This is a genomic window from Georgenia sp. Z2081 (genome assembly GCF_055326445.1).
Genome location: NZ_JBUZNK010000010.1, coordinates 90,655 through 108,640 on the forward strand (window position 1 = coordinate 90,655; position 17,986 = coordinate 108,640).

17 protein-coding genes and 2 tRNA genes are annotated in these 17,986 nt (G+C 72.6%); 10 read left to right on the forward strand and 9 right to left on the reverse strand.

Going from position 1 to position 17,986, the window contains the following annotated elements:
• Nucleotides 1-159: 159 nt before the first annotated feature.
• From ACZLKG_RS13230 to ACZLKG_RS13255, 6 genes are all read left to right on the forward strand, one after another.
• Complete coding sequence (locus ACZLKG_RS13230; RefSeq protein ID WP_463649002.1) at nucleotides 160-384, forward strand: hypothetical protein; 225 nt, start codon at nucleotides 160-162, stop codon at nucleotides 382-384.
• A gap of 95 nt (nucleotides 385-479) precedes the next feature.
• Nucleotides 480-944 (forward strand): hypothetical protein, encoded by a 465-nt coding sequence (locus tag ACZLKG_RS13235; RefSeq protein WP_463649003.1) that lies wholly within the window; start codon nucleotides 480-482, stop codon nucleotides 942-944.
• A 207-nt stretch (nucleotides 945-1,151) separates the two neighbouring features.
• Nucleotides 1,152-2,705 carry an SLC13 family permease gene (locus ACZLKG_RS13240; protein WP_463649004.1) on the forward strand — a complete coding sequence of 518 codons (1,554 nt, stop codon included), beginning with the start codon at nucleotides 1,152-1,154 and terminating at the stop codon, nucleotides 2,703-2,705.
• A gap of 131 nt (nucleotides 2,706-2,836) precedes the next feature.
• Nucleotides 2,837-2,909, forward strand: a tRNA-Arg gene (locus tag ACZLKG_RS13245).
• A 231-nt stretch (nucleotides 2,910-3,140) separates the two neighbouring features.
• A complete protein-coding gene (locus ACZLKG_RS13250) occupies nucleotides 3,141-3,749 on the forward strand; it encodes a MarR family winged helix-turn-helix transcriptional regulator (protein WP_425707930.1) in 609 nt (202 codons plus the stop codon).
• Nucleotides 3,746-5,593 carry an MFS transporter gene (locus tag ACZLKG_RS13255; RefSeq protein WP_463649005.1) on the forward strand — a complete coding sequence of 616 codons (1,848 nt, stop codon included), beginning with the start codon at nucleotides 3,746-3,748 and terminating at the stop codon, nucleotides 5,591-5,593. The genes ACZLKG_RS13250 and ACZLKG_RS13255 overlap by 4 nt, the downstream gene beginning before the upstream one ends.
• Here ACZLKG_RS13255 and ACZLKG_RS13260 read toward each other — a convergent pair.
• Genes ACZLKG_RS13260 through ACZLKG_RS13270 form a run of 3 tightly spaced genes read right to left on the reverse strand, consistent with a single transcriptional unit; the run spans nucleotide 5,556 to nucleotide 7,831 of the window.
• On the reverse strand, nucleotides 5,556-6,542 hold the full coding sequence (locus ACZLKG_RS13260; protein WP_463649006.1) for an alpha/beta fold hydrolase: 987 nt from the start codon (nucleotides 6,540-6,542) through the stop codon (nucleotides 5,556-5,558). The genes ACZLKG_RS13255 and ACZLKG_RS13260 overlap by 38 nt on opposite strands.
• 26 nt (nucleotides 6,543-6,568) lie before the next feature.
• Nucleotides 6,569-7,207, reverse strand: coding sequence for a uracil phosphoribosyltransferase (upp, locus tag ACZLKG_RS13265; RefSeq protein WP_463649007.1), 639 nt, complete (start codon nucleotides 7,205-7,207; stop codon nucleotides 6,569-6,571).
• A gap of 9 nt (nucleotides 7,208-7,216) precedes the next feature.
• Entirely contained in the window at nucleotides 7,217-7,831 is a 615-nt protein-coding gene (locus tag ACZLKG_RS13270; RefSeq protein WP_463649008.1) for a GNAT family N-acetyltransferase, read from the reverse strand.
• A gap of 47 nt (nucleotides 7,832-7,878) precedes the next feature.
• Between ACZLKG_RS13270 and tadA the strand changes: the two genes are divergently transcribed.
• Complete coding sequence (gene tadA, locus ACZLKG_RS13275; protein WP_463649009.1) at nucleotides 7,879-8,361, forward strand: tRNA adenosine(34) deaminase TadA; 483 nt, start codon at nucleotides 7,879-7,881, stop codon at nucleotides 8,359-8,361.
• Nucleotides 8,362-8,483: 122 nt separating this feature from the next.
• On the opposite strand, the gene ACZLKG_RS13280 is transcribed toward tadA, so the two are convergent.
• A complete protein-coding gene (locus ACZLKG_RS13280; RefSeq protein ID WP_463649037.1) occupies nucleotides 8,484-9,362 on the reverse strand; it encodes a Sir2 family NAD-dependent protein deacetylase in 879 nt (292 codons plus the stop codon).
• A 312-nt stretch (nucleotides 9,363-9,674) separates the two neighbouring features.
• Here ACZLKG_RS13280 and ACZLKG_RS13285 point away from each other — a divergent pair.
• Nucleotides 9,675-9,763 (forward strand) — tRNA-Ser (locus ACZLKG_RS13285).
• 168 nt (nucleotides 9,764-9,931) lie between these two features.
• Nucleotides 9,932-11,074: a baeRF3 domain-containing protein gene (locus ACZLKG_RS13290; RefSeq protein WP_463649010.1), complete on the forward strand. Its 1,143-nt coding sequence runs from the start codon at nucleotides 9,932-9,934 to the stop codon at nucleotides 11,072-11,074.
• A gap of 108 nt (nucleotides 11,075-11,182) precedes the next feature.
• On the opposite strand, the gene ACZLKG_RS13295 is transcribed toward ACZLKG_RS13290, so the two are convergent.
• The 3 genes from ACZLKG_RS13295 to ACZLKG_RS13305 form a co-directional block, all read right to left on the reverse strand.
• Entirely contained in the window at nucleotides 11,183-12,400 is a 1,218-nt protein-coding gene (locus tag ACZLKG_RS13295; protein ID WP_463649011.1) for an RNA polymerase sigma factor, read from the reverse strand.
• Between the two features lie 116 nt (nucleotides 12,401-12,516).
• Complete coding sequence (locus tag ACZLKG_RS13300; RefSeq protein WP_463649012.1) at nucleotides 12,517-12,948, reverse strand: YciI family protein; 432 nt, start codon at nucleotides 12,946-12,948, stop codon at nucleotides 12,517-12,519.
• Between the two features lie 323 nt (nucleotides 12,949-13,271).
• Entirely contained in the window at nucleotides 13,272-13,475 is a 204-nt protein-coding gene (locus tag ACZLKG_RS13305) for a CsbD family protein (RefSeq protein ID WP_425707940.1), read from the reverse strand.
• A 249-nt stretch (nucleotides 13,476-13,724) separates the two neighbouring features.
• Between ACZLKG_RS13305 and ACZLKG_RS13310 the strand changes: the two genes are divergently transcribed.
• On the forward strand, nucleotides 13,725-16,253 hold the full coding sequence (locus ACZLKG_RS13310) for a choice-of-anchor I family protein (RefSeq protein WP_463649013.1): 2,529 nt from the start codon (nucleotides 13,725-13,727) through the stop codon (nucleotides 16,251-16,253).
• 389 nt (nucleotides 16,254-16,642) lie between these two features.
• Here the strand turns inward: ACZLKG_RS13310 and ACZLKG_RS13315 are convergent, their stop codons facing one another.
• Entirely contained in the window at nucleotides 16,643-17,377 is a 735-nt protein-coding gene (locus ACZLKG_RS13315) for a glutamine amidotransferase (protein WP_425707942.1), read from the reverse strand.
• Nucleotides 17,378-17,419: 42 nt separating this feature from the next.
• On the reverse strand, nucleotides 17,420-17,959 hold the full coding sequence (locus tag ACZLKG_RS13320) for a DUF4190 domain-containing protein (protein WP_425707943.1): 540 nt from the start codon (nucleotides 17,957-17,959) through the stop codon (nucleotides 17,420-17,422).
• Between the last annotated feature and the right edge of the window lie 27 nt (nucleotides 17,960-17,986).

Genomic DNA, 17,986 nt, shown 5'->3' on the forward strand with positions numbered 1-17,986 from the left:
CCCTACCCCCCCCCCCCCCCCCCCCCCCCCCCCCCCCCCCCCCCCCCCCCCCCCCCCCCCCCCCCCCCCCCCCCCCCCCCCCCCCCCCCCCCCCCCCCCCCCACGACTCGGGGGGGCCGGTCGGTGCTCCGAGGACGCCACACTGGAGGGACATCAGCAATGAGCACCCACCGCACACAGATCGCACCCACACGACTGCGCCTCATCGGCGCGGGACTCGCGACGACCGGTCTCGTCGCCGCCGGTGCCACCGCGGCGCACGCGACCGGCGGCTCCAACGACGAGCTCGGCGAGGGCTACTACCCGAGCAACTCCTGGTCGGAGACGGCGCCGACAGCTTCGGCGTCCGTCGCGGCAACGAGTACCACCTGCGCGACACGCTGAGCGCGGGGCCGGCGGACACGACGGTCGCCTACGGCCGCGCGGACGACACGGTCCTGGTCGGTGACTGGGACGGCGACGGGCACGACACGCTCGCCGTGCGCCGCGGCATCAGCATCTACCTGCACGACGAGATCGCCACGGGGCCGGCCGAGACCGTCCTCGACTACGGGCGCCTCGACGACGGGCTCGTCGTGGGCGACTGGGACGGCGACGGCGTCGACTCGCCCATGGTGCGGCGTGCCGACTTCATCCGCGCGGCGGTCCGGGGCGCGACGCTCGCCGCAGCGGAGGGTGACGCCGCCGAGCTCGAGGCGTACACGGACGCCGCGGGCTACGACGAGCTCTGGTACGCGTTCCAGGGCTTCTACGACCCGCCGCTGACGCCGTCCAGCATCGAGAACTGCCACCAGTCGTTCGACACGGGTGTCATCACGTGCGACGTCTACTCGGACGACCACGAGCGGCCGATCGGGCGTGCCGAGGTGGCGCCGACCGACGTCGGGACGTTCGAGGTGGTCGGCTACGAGATCTACGCCGACTGGGAGGGCTCGGCCCCGTAAGGGCCGGCCCGCCCCGACGTGCGGCGCGGGCCCGGCACGATCACGGTGCCGGGCCTGCGACGCGCCGACGGAAGGCGATGACGCAGATCCTGTGACGCGCCTCTCCCGCTGGTAGGTTCGCGAGCGACCGGAACCACGCAGCGGTGCGTGGCGGGGGCCCGGCCCACGCCTGCCCCCTGCCGCCTGCGACGACGCAAGGAGCAGCTCGTGTCCACCCCAGAAGTCAAGGAGAGCACGTCGCGGGCCGCCGGCCTCGACGATCTCCCCGCCGACCCCAGGACCCGCAACCGACGATGGATCGGCGTCGCGCTCGGCGTCGTCGGCGCGTTCGTCATCTACTTCATCTTCCCGAAGGAGCTGTCGGCCGAGCTGGTGGCCACCCTGACGGAGAACGAGATCGAGCCGTCGGGCCACCACATCGCCATCACGGCGGCGGTCGCCGTCCTCATGGGCGTGTGGTGGATGACGGAGGCGATCCCCCTGGCGGCCACCGCGCTCGTGCCGCTCGTGGCCTTCCCGGGGCTGGGTGTCGTCAGCATCGGCGACACGGCCGCGCCCTACGCCTCGCCGACGATCTTCCTGTTCCTCGGCGGGTTCTTCCTCGCCCTGACGATGCAGCGGTGGAACCTGCACCGGCGCATCGCCCTCGGGGTGGTGCTGGCGGTCGGGACGAAGCCGAAGATGCTCGTCCTCGGTTTCATGGTCGCCACCGGGTTCCTCACCATGTGGGTGTCGAACACCGCCACCGCCGTGATGATGATGCCGATCGGGCTCTCCGTGCTGGCGCTGGTCGGCACCCTGAGGGGCGACGACACGAAGAGGTCGAACTTCGGTACCGCGCTCATGCTGGGCATCGCCTACTCGTCGTCGATCATGAGCGTCTCCACGCTCATCGGGACGCCCCCGAACGCGCTGCTCCGAGCGAACCTCGCGGACAACTACGACATCAACCTCAACTTCGGCACGTGGATGCTGTTCGCCACCCCGCTGGCGATCGTCTTCACGCTCCTGTGCTGGCTGCTGCTCGTCAACGTGGTGTTCAAGCCGGAGATGAAGGAGATCCCGGGCGGCCGTGAGGTCATCCAGGAGGAGTACCGCAAGCTCGGTCCGATGAGCCGCCAGGAGAAGATGACCCTCGTCATCTTCGCCGGAGTCGCCATCTCCTGGGTGACCGTGCCGCTGGTCTGGCCCGAGTCGAACTTCAGCGACGAGGTCATCGCGATGATCCTCGCGCTCGTGCTGTTCCTCGTCCCGGCAGACGTCAACAAGGGCGTCCAGCTCCTCGACTGGGACACCGCCAAGGAGGTCCCGTGGGACATCCTCCTGCTGTTCGGCGGCGGCCTGTCGCTGTCGGCCGCCTTCACCGCGACGGGGCTGTCCCAGTGGATCGGTGAAGCCGCGGGCGGGCTCGAGGGAGCGCCGGTGATCCTCATCGTGGCCGGCGTGACGGCCCTCGTCATCTTCCTCACGGAGATGACGTCCAACACGGCCACCGCCGCGGCGTTCCTGCCCATCATGGGCGGCGTCGCCACGGGCATGAACGTCGACGTCATGCTGCTCATGGTGCCCGTGGCGCTTGCCGCGACCTGCGCCTTCATGCTGCCGGTGGCCACGCCGCCGAACGCCATCGTCTACGGCTCCGGCTACATCAAGATCTCCCAGATGGTGAAGGCCGGCCTGTGGCTCAACCTCTCGGGGATCGTGCTCATCACCCTCACGGTGATGACCCTCGGCAACTGGGTCCTCGGCATCGCGATGTAGGCGGTCCGGGGGAGGGGGCCGGCACGCCGGCCCCCTCGCGCCGGCCACCCGGTCGTGGTGAGCACACTCACGGGGACGGGGGCGGCTGCGGTCCCCGGGCCGTTGTAACCTGGTCCCTGCCCTCGTGGCGTGCGCCCGTAGCTCAATGGATAGAGCATCTGACTACGGATCAGAAGGTTGGGGGTTCGAGTCCCTTCGGGCGCGCAGATGCCCCGGTCGCGTATGCGGCCGGGGCATTCGTCATGTCCGGGGACGTCCGGCCCCGCCACCAGTGTGGCCCGGCCGCTCCGATGGCCGCGCCGGCCCGTTCGATCGCCCTCCGGTCCCCGGCCTCGTCCGCTCCGGCGAGCCCGCCCGACCATGGCCGCGACCCGCCCGATGTGCCCCGGCTCACGACTAGTTGCATGTGGCAAACAAAAGCGTAATATCGGGACTGTGCCCGATACTTCGTCCGCCAGCTCCCGGACCCCCGACCCCGCGCCCCCCGGGCCCCCCGAGGACCGCGGAGCCGTCGTCGCCGATCTCGTCCTGGCCGTGCTCGAGGCGGGGCGGGTCACCCGCGGCCTGGGGGAGGCCGTCAACAAGCACACCGGCATCCACCGCGCCAACTACCTCACGCTGCTGCGGATCCAGGAGTTCGACCGCTCCCGGATCTCGGACATCGCGGCGGGCCTCGAGCTCGACGTGTCGGTGATCTCGCGGAAGATCGCCGCCCTCGACGAGCTCGGCCTCGTCTCCCGCAGCCCGCACCCCGACGACGGCCGCGCCCAGGTCGTGTCCGTCACCGAGCTCGGGCGCGCCACCATCGCGGAGAACCGCCGGATCTACACGGAGGCGGTCGGGCGGCTCACGGCCGACTGGGACACCGACGACCTCGCCACCCTCGCCGCCGGCCTCCACCGCCTCGGTTCGCACCGGCCCGAGGCCGCCGTCGCGGACACGGCGGAGGACGCCGGGGCGGACGCGGACGGCGGGGCGAGCACGAGCGAGACCGCCGACGCCACCGGCGCGAGTACCACGACGACCGACACGAAGGACCGGTGAGGGAGACGACGAGCTCCAGGACCCCCACGAATCCCGCGGCACCCGGCGCCCGGACGAGCGCGCGCCAGTCCGGGCGCAGGCCGAAGGACCTCACGCGGAAGAAGATCTACGCCGGCCTCACGCAGGCCGAGGCGGAGGCCGCGGAGGCGGAGCACCGCCGGATCATGGCCGTGCTCACCGGCCTGCTGCTCACGCAGTTCCTCGGGATGATGGCCAACACGATCGTCGGCAACGCGATGCCGGTCATCGCCGCCGAGGTCGGCGCGCGGCCGGACCAGTACGTCTGGATCATCACCTCGGCGATCCTCGCCAACACGGTGATGACGCCGATCGCGGGCAAGCTCGGCGACCTCTTCGACAAGCGCCTCATGCTCATCGCCTTCATCGGCGTCTTCGTGCTGGGCTCGCTGCTGAGCGGCCTCGCGGTGGACGCCGAGATGCTCATCGCCACCCGGATCCTGCAGGGGATCGGCATGGGTGGCCAGGTGATGATGTCGATCATCATCATGGCGACGATCATCCCGCCGAGGAAGCGCGGCAGGTACAACGGCTACCAGGGCGCCGTCATGGCGGTGGCCACGGTCTCCGGCCCGTTCGTCGGCGGCGTCATCGTCGACACCCCGTGGCTCGGCTGGCGCTGGTGCTTCTTCGTGATGATCCCGTTCATGCTGCTCGCCGCAGCGGTCGTCGGCTCGCGTCTCAAGCTCCCGCCGAACCCACGCACCGGCAGGGCCCGGATCGATTTCCTCGGCGCGGCCATCATCGCGGTCGGCTCCACGCTGCTCCTGGTGTGGATCTCGATCGGTGGCACCACCTTCGAGTGGGCGTCGTGGCCGTCCGCCCTCATGCTCGGCGGCGCGATCGTCCTCGCGGTGCTGTTCGTCGTCGTCGAGCGGCTCGTGCCCGAGCCGCTCATCCCCCTGCACATCCTGGGGTCGCGCACCACGGTGCTCGCGATCGTCGCCTCGCTCGGCGTCGGGGGGATGATGTTCGGCTCCAACGTCTTCCTCGGCCAGTACTTCCAGTACGGCCGCGACTACTCGGCCACCGTCGCCGGCTTCCTCGGGCTGCCCCTGATGTTCGGTCTGCTCATCGCGTCGACCTGGTCCGGCCGGGTCGTCACGGCCCGCGGCACCTGGAAGGGCGTCGTCATGTGGGGGATGGGTCTGATGACGCTGGGGACGTTCCTGTTCGGCACCCGCGTCCACCAGGACACCTCGCTCCTGCTGACGTCGCTGTTCCTGTTCGTCGCGGGCTGGGGCATGGGCATGTGCCTGCAGAACCTCGTGCTCGCCGTACAGAACACGGTCGGCCTCCGGCACATGGGTGCGGCCACCAGCTCGGTGACGTTCTTCCGCAACCTGGGCGGCGCGATCGCCATCCAGGTCTTCGGCATCCTCTACGCGCGGCAGGTCGCGAGCCACATGCGCGACGCCGGCGTCACCATGCCCGGCGGCGACGCCTCCGGGAGCACGCTCGACCTCGCCGGCCTGCCCGACGACGTCGAGGTGGTCGTGCGTGCCGCCTACGCCGAGGGCATCGGACCGGTGTTCCTCTCGATCTTCGCGCTCGCCCTGGTCGGCTTCGTCGCGACGATCTTCATGCGGGGCACCTCCCTGCGCGACACGGTCGACGTCGAACGGGCGACCGGTCCGGCGGGCCCCGTCGTCCCCACGTCCGGCGCGTCCGTGACCACGGCACCAGCGGGACTCACGCCGCCCGAGGCCGACGCGACCCTGCCCGACGGCGACGTGAACGACGTCGTCGGCCCCTCGGACCGCACCGACGATGAGCGGGTGCCGGCGCTCAGGGCGCCCACGGGCGCGAGCTCGCCCAGGCGATGACCTCCGAGGTGTAGAAGGACCGGGCCGGCTCCGGCGACAGCGCAAGGTCGTGGATCCCGCCCGGCACCTCGAGGACGTCGACGCGGTCCCCCAGCAGGGAGACGCTGCGCCGCATCGTCGTCACGTCGAGGACCACGTCCGAGGACGACAGGTCCGCCGGGCCGGGATCGACGCGGGCGCCGGACCGTCGCGACATCGCCATCAGGACCGGCTCCGCGACCGTCGCGCGGCCCGCCCGCACGGCCCGCTGCACGCGCCGCACGGCCCGGAAGAAGCCCGCGTGCACGGGCATCGTGTCGGTCGGCTTGAGCGACGGCGGGACGTCCCACCCGCCGCCGTCCGGGTCGGTGAGCCAGGCGCCGTACGTGCCGGTCAGCGAGGAGATCGGCAGCCGGGGCGCGAGGGGGGCGAGGCGGTCGATCACGGCGGTCGCGACGACGTCGGTGAGCGGGCCGCGGCCGAGGTCGAGCCAGGGCGAGTTGAGGACGACGCCGTCGACGGCGCCGGGGTGGTCGTGCGCGAAGAGCACGGCCTGCAGCCCGCCCGTCGAGTGGCCGAGCAGGACGACCTCCTGGGCGCCCTCGCTGCGGGCGAGGTCGACGGCGAGGCCCACCTCCTCGTGCCGGACCGACAGCATGCGGATGTCGTCGCGCACCTGACCGGGCCGCAGGGAGCGGCCGGACCGTCGCATCTCCAGGGCGTAGAGGTCCCAGCCCGCCTCGTGCCAGGCGTGCTCGTGCTCGGCGTGGAAGAACGTGTCGATGAACCCGTGCAGGTAGACCACCGCGCGGCCGTGCCGGCCCGTGCCCTCGCGGTGCACGATCGTGGCGACGTCGCGCACCCGGTGTCCGTGGCCCCCGTCGGTCAGGGAGAGCGGGACGGTGCGGGAGACGTACGGATCGCCGAGGACGTCGGCGACGGGGGCCGAGAGGTCCGCGGTGGTGGTCACCGGGGGTGTCGACGCCATGGCGGACGTCAGTCGACGATGCCGTACAGGCGGTCCCCGGCGTCCCCCAGACCCGGCACGATGTACGACCTGTCGTTGAGGCCCTCGTCGATCGCCGCGGTGACCACCGAGACGTCCCCGCGGGCGCCGACGGTCTCCTCGACGTGCCGCAGCCCTTCCGGCGCGCACAGCAGGGTGATGCAGGTGACGTCGCGGGCGCCGAGGTCGAGCAGGTACTCGATCGCGGCGACGAGCGTGTGACCGGTGGCCAGCATCGGGTCCAGGACGAAGCACTGGCGGCCGGAGAGGTCGTCGGGCAGGCGGTTGGCGTAGGTGATCGCCTCGAGCGTCTCCTCGTCGCGCTTCATCCCGAGGAAGCCGATCTCGGCGGTGGGGATGAGTCGGCTCATCCCCTCGAGCATGCCCAGGCCGGCGCGCAGGATGGGCACGACGAGCGGTCGGGGGCGCGCGATCCGCACGCCCGTCGTCGTCGTGACGGGTGTGGTGATCTCGTGCGGCTCGGTGCGCACGTCGCGCGTGGCCTCGTAGGCGAGGAGCATGACGAGCTCCTCGACGAGGAGCCGGAAGGTCGGCGACTCGGTGCGCTCGTCGCGCAGCGTGGTCAGCTTGTGGGCGACGAGCGGGTGCTCGGCGAGGTGGACGCGCATGGGACGAACCTACCCGGGGTGAGCCTCGGAGCGCGTGCGGTGGCGCGCGTGACCGGGCGCGGGTTCGCGCGGTCGTACGACGGCGAGGACCACCATGTCCACCCGCTCGCCGCCGATCTCCTCGTGGCTGCGGAGCACGCCCTCCCGGACGTAGCCGGCACGCTCGGCCACCGCCAGCGACCCGGTGTTGCCCGGTTCGATCCGCAGCTCGACGCGGTGCAGGGCGGGCACCGTCCAGGCGAAGGCGGTCAGCGCCAGGAGGGCGTCGGTCGCCAGCCCGCGCCCGCGCGCGGAGGGGACGAGCGAGTACCCGATGCTCGCGCGTCCGTCGGCCAGCTCGCGGAGCCAGAGGCCGCAGCTACCGACCGCCGCCCCGGTCGCCCGCTCGACGATGGTGAACGAGAACCCGGCGCCGTCGTCGTACCTGGCGCGCTGCCGCTCCACCCAGGCGATCGCCTCGTCGCTGCTCGCGTGCGCGGGGAGCGTGCCGATGAGCGGGACGTACGGGTCGGTCGCGAGCTCGCGGGCCATCTCCGCGTCTGCCGTCCGTGGCCTGCGGAGCACCGCACCGCCGTGCGCCGGGACCGTGTCGGGCCAGGGCGGCAGGTCGGACCGGGCGGTCATGGACCGAGCGTAGGGGGCCCACGCCTCGTGGCTGGCACCATGGCGGCATGGTGAGCGTGCGGGCCGGCGGGGGAGCGTCGTCGCCGTGGGGCGCTCCGATGGACCGGGCGCTCGGGCTGGCGCGTCAGGCGGCGGGGCGCGGGGACGTGCCCGTTGGCGCCGTCGTGCTGGGTCCCGACGGGAGCGTGCTCGGTGAGGGGGCGAACCGGCGGGAGGCCGACGCCGACCCCATCGCCCACGCCGAGGTGCTCGCCCTGCGCGCGGCGGCTCGGGAAATAGGGGAGTGGCGGCTCGACGGCTGCACGCTCGTCGTCACCCTCGAGCCGTGCACGATGTGTGCCGGCGCGCTCGTGCTCGCCCGGGTCGAGCGGCTCGTGCTCGGCGCGTGGGACGCCAAGGCGGGGGCGACGGGGTCGGTGCGCGACGTCGTGCGCGACTCCCGGCTCAACCACCGGGTCGAGGTGGTCGCCGGCGTGCGTGGCGACGAGTGCGCCCAGGTGCTGGAGTCCTTCTTCCGCGCCCGCCGCTGACCCCCGGATTCGTCGAGTGTGCGGTTCGTGACCCTCGAGTGTGCGGGTGCGCGCATTCTCCGGCGAGCATCAGCCGCACACTCGACGACCGGCAACCGCACGCTCGACGACGTGGGGAGGGCTCAGCGCTGCCAGGCCGGGCGCGCGTCGCGGCGCCTGCGCAGGGCGCGCAGGAGGGCGGGCAGCGCCCGCGTGGTGGAGGCCGAGAGCGTGGCCGTCGCGTCGTCGTCGGACCGGGTCGGTCCTCGGTTGACGATCACCAGGGGGTACCCGTTGCGCACCGCGCGGCGGACGAGGCGGCGCACGCCGAACACGGACAGGGTCGAGCCGGTCACGAGGACGCCGGTGGACGCCTCGACCAGCTCGGCCGCCCGGCGCGATCGGTCGGGCTCGGCGCTCCCGCCGAAGAAGACCACGTCCGGCACGAGGATCCCGCCGCACACCTCGCAGTCGACGACGTGGAAGTCGGAGGTGTCGTCGAGCACGGCGTCGGCGTCCGGCGCGACCTCGACGTCCCGCAGCCGCAGCAGCCGCTCGCGCCAGCCCGGGTTCGCGGCGACGAGGCGGTCGTCCTGCTCGGCCCGCGGGATCGTCCGGCCGCAGCCGAGGCACCGCACGCGGTCGTAGCGGCCGTGCAGGTGCACGACCGTCGGCTGGCCTGCCCGCGCGTGCAGGAGGTCGATGTTCTGGGTGACGACGCCGGTCGCGAATCGCGCCCGCTCCATCTCCGCGAGCGTGCGGTGGCCGAGGTTGGCCCGGCGGCCCGCCATGTAGCGCCAGCCCAGGTGGTTGCGCGCCCAGTAGTGCGCCCGGTGTGCGGGCGAGGTGAGGAACTGCTGGTAGGTGATCGGCCGTCGCACCGGCGAACCGGGGGAGCGGTAGTCCGGGATGCCGGAGTCGGTGGAGATGCCCGCGCCGGAGATCACGAGGAAGCGGCGGCCGTCGAGCGCGTCGGCCAGCGGCTCGACGGCGGCGTCGATGTCGCTCGGCTCCGGCGGCAGCGAGCCCGCCGGTGGGGGTGGGGGCGGCGGGATGAGGCGGAGCCTCGGCGTCGAGGGGGTCGTGGTCGGGGCCTCGTGAGTGCCCGCGCCCTGCCTGGCACCGTCCGCGGCGGAGACGCGCGCGTCGCCGGCGCCCACACCCGGGAAGAAGTCGCCCAGGGTGTGGCCGCTCCCGTTCGGCGTCGGCGGCTGAGTCACCAGGTCAGGGTATGGGCGACAGGTGACGGCGTCGTGTGCGACGCGTGAGCGTGACACGTCTCGCGTCGGATCGGTGCGAGGCGGGAGAGCCCCGCGGGTACAGTGGTGCGCCGAGGTAGCGTGTCCGAGCGGCCGAAGGTGCAGCACTCGAAATGCTGTGTGGTTAACAGCCACCGTGGGTTCAAATCCCACCGCTACCGCCATGTGATGTCTCAGGACATCGTGAACGGCTGAACCCCCGGTGACCGGGGGTTCAGCCGTTTTTTCGTCGGTGGCCGGCGTCGCGGCGGTGCGGAGCACAGCCGTATCGGGCAGGACGTGGGAGGCGCCGGACGATAGCGTGGACGGTCACCGAGCGACTGGAGGAACGCATGGACCTCATGACCAGGGCCGAGTTCGAGGAGCTGGTGGGCGACGGTGGTGGGACGAGGGTGTCCCTGTACGTCCCCACCCACCGCGTGAGCGGCCCGCGGGAGAGCGACGCCGACCGGCTGCGCTGGAAGAAGCTGCTCACGGCCGTGGAGGCCACGCTCACCGACGAGGGGCACACGCGGCGCGACATCGACGAGCTGCTCGCCCCGGCCTGGGACCTGCACGGTGACGCCGTGGCCTGGAGCCACATGGCCGACGGCCTGGCGATGTTCCTCGCGCCCGGCTGGCAGGCGACCTACCGCGTGCCGCTGGACCTGCCCGAGCACGCGACGGTGGGGCCCGAGTTCGTCCTCACGCCCCTGCTGCCGCTGCTCACCGACCGCAACTTCGTGGTGCTCGCGCTCAGTCAGAAGAACGTGCGGATCCTGCGCGGCGCCCGCGACCGGATCGTCGAGCTCGAGCTGGACGGGGTGCCGCGCGCCTTCTCCGACGTGTACGAGAAGGACGGGCCGCAGTCCGACAAGGTGCCGCGTCCGAACGCGTCCGGCGCGATCGGCAACGGCGGGTCCGTCTACTACGGGGCGAGCGCCCTGGACAACGTGCACCAGCAGGACATGGTGGAGTTCCTGCGCGAGGTCGCGCGCGGGGTGGAGAGCTCTTTCAACGGTCGCACCGTGCCGATGATCCTCGCCGGTCTCCCCGAGTGGGTGACGATGTACCGCGACGTCAGCTCGTACCCGCACCTGGTCGAGGCGGCGATCGAGCGCAATCCCGACGACCTGAGCCAGGACGATCTTCGGCTTGCTGCGTGGGAGCTCGTCGAGGAGCGCCTGGGCCGTGAGAACGCGCGCCTGCTCGACCGCTTCCACGAGCAGCACGCACGTGGCGGTGCCGCGCTGGGCCTCGACGACGCCTTCCGCGCGGCTCACGAGGGGCGTGTCGACACGCTGCTCATGACGACGGAGACCGGGCACCCGGGCGGATCGGGCGGTCCGACCGTCGCCCCGTCGCGACCCGAGCCGTACGACGTCTACGGGCGCGTGGGCGTCGCCGCCCGCGCCACGCTGCGCGCCGGGGGCGCGGTGCGCGTCCTCGAGGACCTGCCCGACGGCGCCCCGGTGGCGGCGATCCTCAGGTACTGACGCAGGTCACCGCGCCTCGGTGACGCGGCATCCAGGCCTGCCGCGGCATCCGGGCCGCGCCCGGGCCCGGTCGGCTCCGCGCCGCGCCGGCACGCGAGTGTCGAAGCGTCACAGCGCGGCCGCCTTCGCCCGCAGCACCTCGGCCTCCCGGTGGTTGCGGGTGAGGTCGGCCGCGGCGAGCAGCTCGGCGCGCGCCTCGGAGCGACGCCCGAGCCGGCCGAGCAGCTCGCCCCGCACGCTCGGCAGCAGGTGGGAGCCGCGCAGCCCCTTCGCGCCCGCGAGGCCGTCGACGATCCGCAGCGCCTCTCCGGGTCCGGTGGCCATCGCCACGGCGACCGCCCGGTTGAGCTCGACGACGGGGCTGGGCGCCAGGCGACCGAGTGCCTCGTAGAGCAGCACGATGCGGTCCCAGTCCGTGTCCTCGAAGCGGCGCGCCACCGCGTGGCACTCCGCGATCGCCGCCTGGAGCGAGTAGCTGCCCCGGCCCCGGCCGACGGCGTCGGCGCGGGCGAGCGCGGCGCGTCCGCGCAGGGTCTGCGCCCGGTCCCATCGGGAGCGGTCCTGGTCGGCGAGGAGCACCGGGCTGCCGTCGGGCGCCGTGCGCGCGCCGAAGCGTGCGGCCTGGAGCTCCATGAGCGCGACCAGTCCGTGCGCCTCGGGCTCGCGCGGGAGCTGTCCGGCGAGGACCCGACCGAGGCGCAGCGCCTCCATCGCGAGGTCGGGGCGCATCCAGCGCTGACCGGCGGTGGCGGCGTAGCCCTCGGTGAAGAGCAGGTAGATCACGCCGAGGACCGCGCCGAGCCGCTCGCGCCACTCGCCCGGGTCGGGCGCCTCGAACGGCACCCGGGCGGCGGACAGGGTCCTCTTCGCCCGGACGATGCGCTGCTGCACCGTCGGCACCGGGACGAGCAGCAGCCGGGCGATCTCCTCGGTGGTCAGTCCCGCGACGACCCGGAGCGTGAGCGCGACCTGTGCCTCGCGCGAGAGGACCGGGTGGCAGGCGGTGAGCACGAGGCGCAGGACGTCGTCGCGGATCGGCTGCCACTCGTCGTCGTTGATCTCGGACAGGTCCCTGGCCATGTCCCGGTACCGGGCGTCGAGCGCCGCCTGACGCCGCCACGCGTCGATCGCCCGCCGCCGGGCGACGGCCGTGAGCCAGGCACCCGCGTTGCGCGGGACGCCCGTCGTCGGCCACCGTTCCAGGGCCTCGGCGACGGCCTCCTGCGTGAGGTCCTCCGCGAGTGCGACGTCGCCGGTCACGCGCGCGAGCGTCGAGACGACCTGCGCGCCCTCGATCCGCCACACCGCCTCGACGGTTCGGCGCACGTCCGCAACAGACCTGTTCGACGACGACGACGCCGCCCCGCCGGACGACGACGCCGCCCCGCCGGACGACGACGCCGCCCCGCCGGACGACGACGCCGTCGCTCCGTCAGAGGTGCTCAGGCCCGCGCCCTCTTCTCCTGCTCCTCGCGCCAGCCCTTCTCCTTCTCGAGGTACTCGTTGCCCTCGAACTCGGCGAAGTCGGCCTCCTCGTGCACGCGGCGGACCTCGAGCTTGCTGCCGGGGCCCAGCGGGCAGCGGCTCGCCCACTGGGCGGCCTCCTCCTTGCTCGAGACCTCGAGGATCCAGAACCCGTTGAACAGCTCGTGGGTCTCCCCGTACGGGCCGTCGGTGACGATCGGCGTCTCGCCGTCGAAGTCGACGACGAACCCCTCCTCGGCTCCGGCCAGGCCCTCGCCGGCGAGCATGACGCCGGCCTCCATCAGCGACTCGTTGTACCGGCCCATGGCGTTGAGGATCTCCTCGAAGTCGATCTCCTTGGAGGCCTCGAGCGCGGCGTCGGTGCTGCGCATGATCAGCATGTACTTCATCGTGGTGCTCCCTCGTCGTGGAGGGGCCGTGTGCGCCCTCCTACCGTCCCGTCGAACGGGGAGGGGACGGATCGACATCGACGACAAGATCGGCTCCGACCGGCGGGACGGCCACAGCATCGCAGCCGCGTGCGGCCCGGTCGAGAGGGGCCGCGGTAGATCCGGGCCCCACGGCGAACCGGAGGTCGGGCCGGCGTACCCGTGTGGGGCCGGCGCACCCGGGCCCGGAGCGCTGCTCGCCGTCGAGCACGACCGAGCCCCCGGCCGGATCGGCCGGGGGCTCGGGTGTGGTCGTCGGCGCGGCCGACGGCGGTGGGGCAGGCTCAGACGTTGCGCGGCTTGTCGTCGCCGAACCGCTCCTGAGCGCCCTCCTTGAGGTTGTCGACGCCCTCCTTGACGTCCTGCTTGGCCCTGGCGGCGTGCTTCTCTGCGGCGCCCTTCGCCTGGGTGGAGCGGTCGTCCGTGGCGTCGCCGAACTTCTCCTTGGCCGCGCCCTTCATCTCGTCGAACTTGTCACCGAGGCCCATCGGGCCACCTCCTCGTGTCGTCGAGCTCCCGGCGAGCGCCGGGCCTGCATTCCACTGTTCCGCGCCTGCCCCGGGTCCGCAACCGGACGGGGGCGTGGCCGCCGCTGTCGTTCGCTCTGCGCGAGCGCGCGCGGATGGGCCGACCACTGGCGCGCGGCAACCCGGGACGTTCACCTCGAGGTCATCGGACGGCCACCGCTCGCTCGTACGTTGGTGGCTCCCCAGTCCCACCGACGAAGGTGACACCTGATGAACCGCCAGCGCTTCCGCGCGTGCGGAGCCGCCGTCCTCGGCTCCGCCCTCCTCCTGCCACTTGCGGCCCCGGCGGTCGCCGGGCCGGGCTCCGTGCCCGGCCGCACCGCGATCGTCCCCGAGCCGATCACCGTCTCCGCGGACGACCCGTCGGTGTCGCTCGACCCGATCGGCACCTTCGAGTCGGGCGTGTTCGACGAGTCCGCCTCCGAGATCGTCGCCTTCCACGCCCCCACTCAGCGGACGTTCGTGGTCAACGCCCTCGACGGCGTCGTCCAGGTCATCGACTCCGGCGACCCCACGACCCCGGTCGAGTCCGGGCAGATCGCCGCGGCCGGCGTCGACGTCGACGGTGGCGGCACCATCCCCGAGGGCGCCATCGCCAACTCGATCGACGTGCGGGAGGACGGCCTCGCCGTCGTCGCGGTGGAGAACCCCACGAAGACCGACGACGGCTGGCTGATGTTCGTCGACGTCAGCGGTGAGCCGACGACCCTCGGCGCGGTCCAGGTCGGACCGCTGCCCGACTCCGTCGCGCTCTCCGAGGACGGTGGCCACGCCGTCGTCGCCAACGAGGGTGAGCCGGCGGACGACTTCTCGGTGGACCCGGAGGGGTCGATCTCCGTCGTCGCCCTCCCGGGCGGGATCGCCGCCGCCACGGCCGCCGACGTCGAGACCGTCACCTTCCACCAGTTCGACGAGGCCCCGGAGACCCTGCCCGAGGGCGTGCGCGTGTTCGGCCCGCAGCGGCCGAACACGAACGGCGAGCCCGAGCGTCGGATCTCGCAGAACCTCGAGCCGGAGTTCGTGACGATCGCCGGGTCGACCGCGTACGTGTCGGTCCAGGAGGCGAACGCGATCGCCGTCGTCGACATCGGGTCGGCCACGCTCACCGACCTGCTCCCGCTGGGCCGCCAGGACCACTCCGCCGAGGGCCAGGGCATCGACCCGTCCGACCGGGATCCTGAGGACGACCCGACGTTCGATATCCGCACCTACGACAACCTGTTCGGCATCTACATGCCCGACTCGGTCGGCGCCTACACGGTCGGCGACCAGGACTACATCGTCACCGCCAACGAGGGCGACGCGCGCGAGTGGGGCGAGGGCACAGAGAACGACTACCTCGAGTCCGTGCGGGTGAAGCACCTCGGGGCCGACCCCGAGGACGAGGACTACGTCGGCCACGGGCCGGTCGACCCGGAGTTCTTCCCCGCGGAGCTGCTCGAGGACGACGAGCTCGGTCGCCTCAACGTCAGCATCGAGGAGGGCTTCAACGAGGAGACGGGGATGTACGAGGAGCTCCACGCCTTCGGCTCGCGCTCCTTCTCGATCTTCGACACCGAGGGCAACCGGGTCTTCGACTCCGGCGAGGACTTCGAGCGCATCACCCACGAGGCGGCGCCCGAGTTCTTCAACTCCAACCACTCCGAGTCCAACCTCGAGGGACGCTCCGAGGACAAGGGCCCCGAGCCCGAGGGCCTCGTCCTCGGCGCGGTCGGCGACCGCACGTACGCCTTCATCGGGTTCGAGCGCGTCGGCGGCGTGGCCGTCTACGACATCACCGAACCGGCCGGCGCCACGTTCGTCACCTACGTCAACAACCGTGACTTCTCCATCTCGATGGAGGACGAGGCCGACGCCGGGAACACCGAGGAGGCGCTCCCGCAGGCGGGCGACCTCGGTCCCGAGGGTCTCGCGTTCGTGACGGCCGAGGAGTCGCCGAACGAGCAGCCGCTGCTCATCGTCGGCAACGAGGTCTCCGGCACCACGACGTTCTTCCAGGTCACCGACCTCGTCGAGGACCCGGAGGAGCCGGGCGAGCCCGGTGAGCCGGTGCCGCCGACGCCGGGGCGTGGGTTCTACCTCAGCAACGGGTGGGACGCGAATGCCGAGCACGAGTTCAGCTTCGGCCGCCCGGGTGACGACGTCCTGGTCGGTGACTGGGACGGCGACGGCAGCGACACGCTGGCGGTCCGCCGCGGCAACGCCTACTTCCTTTCCAACTCCTTGTACGGCGGTGCTGCCGACGTGGAGCTGACCTACGGCCGCGCCGGGGACACGGTGCTGGTGGGCGACTGGGACGGCGACGGCAGTGATTCGTTCGCGGTGCGTCGCGGGAACAGCTACTTCCTGACCAACTCGCTGACCGGCGGCAATGCCGAGACCGAGCTGGACTACGGGCGGGCCACCGACGGCGTGTTCGTGGGTGACTACGACGGCGACGGCGTGGACTCCTTCGCGGTGCGTCGCGGGAGCGCCTACCTGGTGTCGAACTCGCTCGAGACCGGCTGGGCGGACGCGGAGTTCACCTACGGCCGGGTGCACGACGAGGTGCTGGTGGGAGACTTCGACGGCGACGGGGTGGACACGTTCGCCTCGCGCCGCGGGAACCTGTACCTGGTGTCCAACAGCCTGGAGTCAGGCTGGGCGGACATCGAGCAGCACTACGGCCGGTCCAGCGACACCGTGTTCGTCGGCGACTGGGACGGTGACGGCAGCGACACCCTTGGTGTGCGCCGCTGAACCAGGAGCTGATGCCGACGATCGGCGAGTGAGCGGACTTCCGCTCCACGAGTGAGCGGAGTTCGGCTTCACGACGGGCGGGTCCCGCATCCTGATAGGTGCGGGGCCCGCCCTTCGCCGTCGTCGTGCCCGGCGCCGGCTCGGTCTGGTCGGTGAGTCAGTGGGATACCCATCGAGGCAGTGCCCCGGGGGGACTGCCTCGGTGGTTACCCGATTGACTGGGCGACGGCGCCACACCGCGACACCCGCGACCCGCTCCCCAACCGGCAGAAGTCCGCTCACTCGCCATGCGCGCCGGGCAGAAGTCCTCTCACTCGTCACGGGCGCCGGGCAGAAGTCCGCTCACTCGTCAGCGGGTCAGCGGGTCAGCGGGTCAGCGGGTCAGTCGGTCAGTGGCGGGCGTAGAGGCGGGCGAAGTTCGTCAGCACCTTGTGGGCCGCAGACACGTCGACGTCCTCGACCGCCTGCTCCACCAGCGCCTGGTCCGTCGGGTCGAAGTAGCCGGCCAGCCGGTAGGCCTCGATGCGCTGGAGGATCCCCGGTACGTCGAGCTCGGGGTGGAACTGCGTGGCGAACAGGTTCTCCCGCACCTGGAACATCTGGACGGGGCAGCGCTCGGACGTGGCCAGCAGCGTCGCACCCCCGGGGAGCTGCCGCACCGCCTCCTTGTGCCCGACGAACGCCTGGAACCTCCGCGGCATCCCGGCGCACAGCTCGTGGTCGAGGCCCGCATCCGTCAGCTCGACCACCGGGGCCGAGATCGGCTCGGCGTACGTCCCGTCCACGACGGCCCCCTGATGGCGGGCGAGCGTGCCCACGCCGTAGCAGGCCCCGAGAAAGGGGAAGTCCTCGGCGACGACGACGTCGAGCAGGCCGGCGAGCTCGGCCTCCACCCGCAGCTGGGTGTCGGACTTCGTCTCCTCCGGGACGGACCCGGTGAACGGGCTGCCCCCGGCGACGATGCCCGACAGGTCCCCGAGGTCGATGTCCGGGAGCGGCCCCTGCTCGAGCCGCACGCGCACGAGCTCGTCCGGCGCGAGCCCGGTGTGCCGCAGCAGCTGCTCGTACTCCGCGTCGGCGACGGCGTTCTCCGGCCGGGTCGCCAGGAGAAGGAACGGCTTCATGGCCGCGATGCTAGGGCGGCGGCGGAGCCGTCGAGCGCGGGCTCAGAAGAATGAGCGCAACGTCTCGACGAACAGCTCGATGAGCACGTGCACGCCCACCGTCAGGTAACCGAGGACGGTGCCCGTCAGCGCGATGCCGCGACCCCCTGTGTAGGGCCGTTGCGCGAGCCGGTGGAGGGTGACGTGGCCGAGCGCGATCGCCCCGAGCCCGACCCAGGGGATGACGCCGAGCATGCCGACCACGAGGGTGAGCACGGCGAGGCCGTCGGTGCGCGGCGGCCGCCCCTCGTAGCCCTGCCCGCCGAGAGTGGCCTGCAGGTCGACGAACTCCGTGCCCGGGAACGGCTCGTGGGCGCGGCCCGGCGGCGTCGAGTCCGCTCGTTCGCTGCCGTTCCACGCCCAGGGCAGGTCGGCGACCCCGTACGGTGCCGTGGCGGGCCCGCCCGGCGTCGGCGCGGCCCCGTACGTCGCGAGCGCCTCGCCGGCCGGCGCGCGGGTCGCTGCGCTACCGGCCCCCGCGCCGCCGGCCCCGGCGAACCGGTCGCCCGCGCCGGCAGGGAGGTGCCACCCGTGCTCGCTCATCGCCCCTCCGTCCGCGCTGCCACAGCC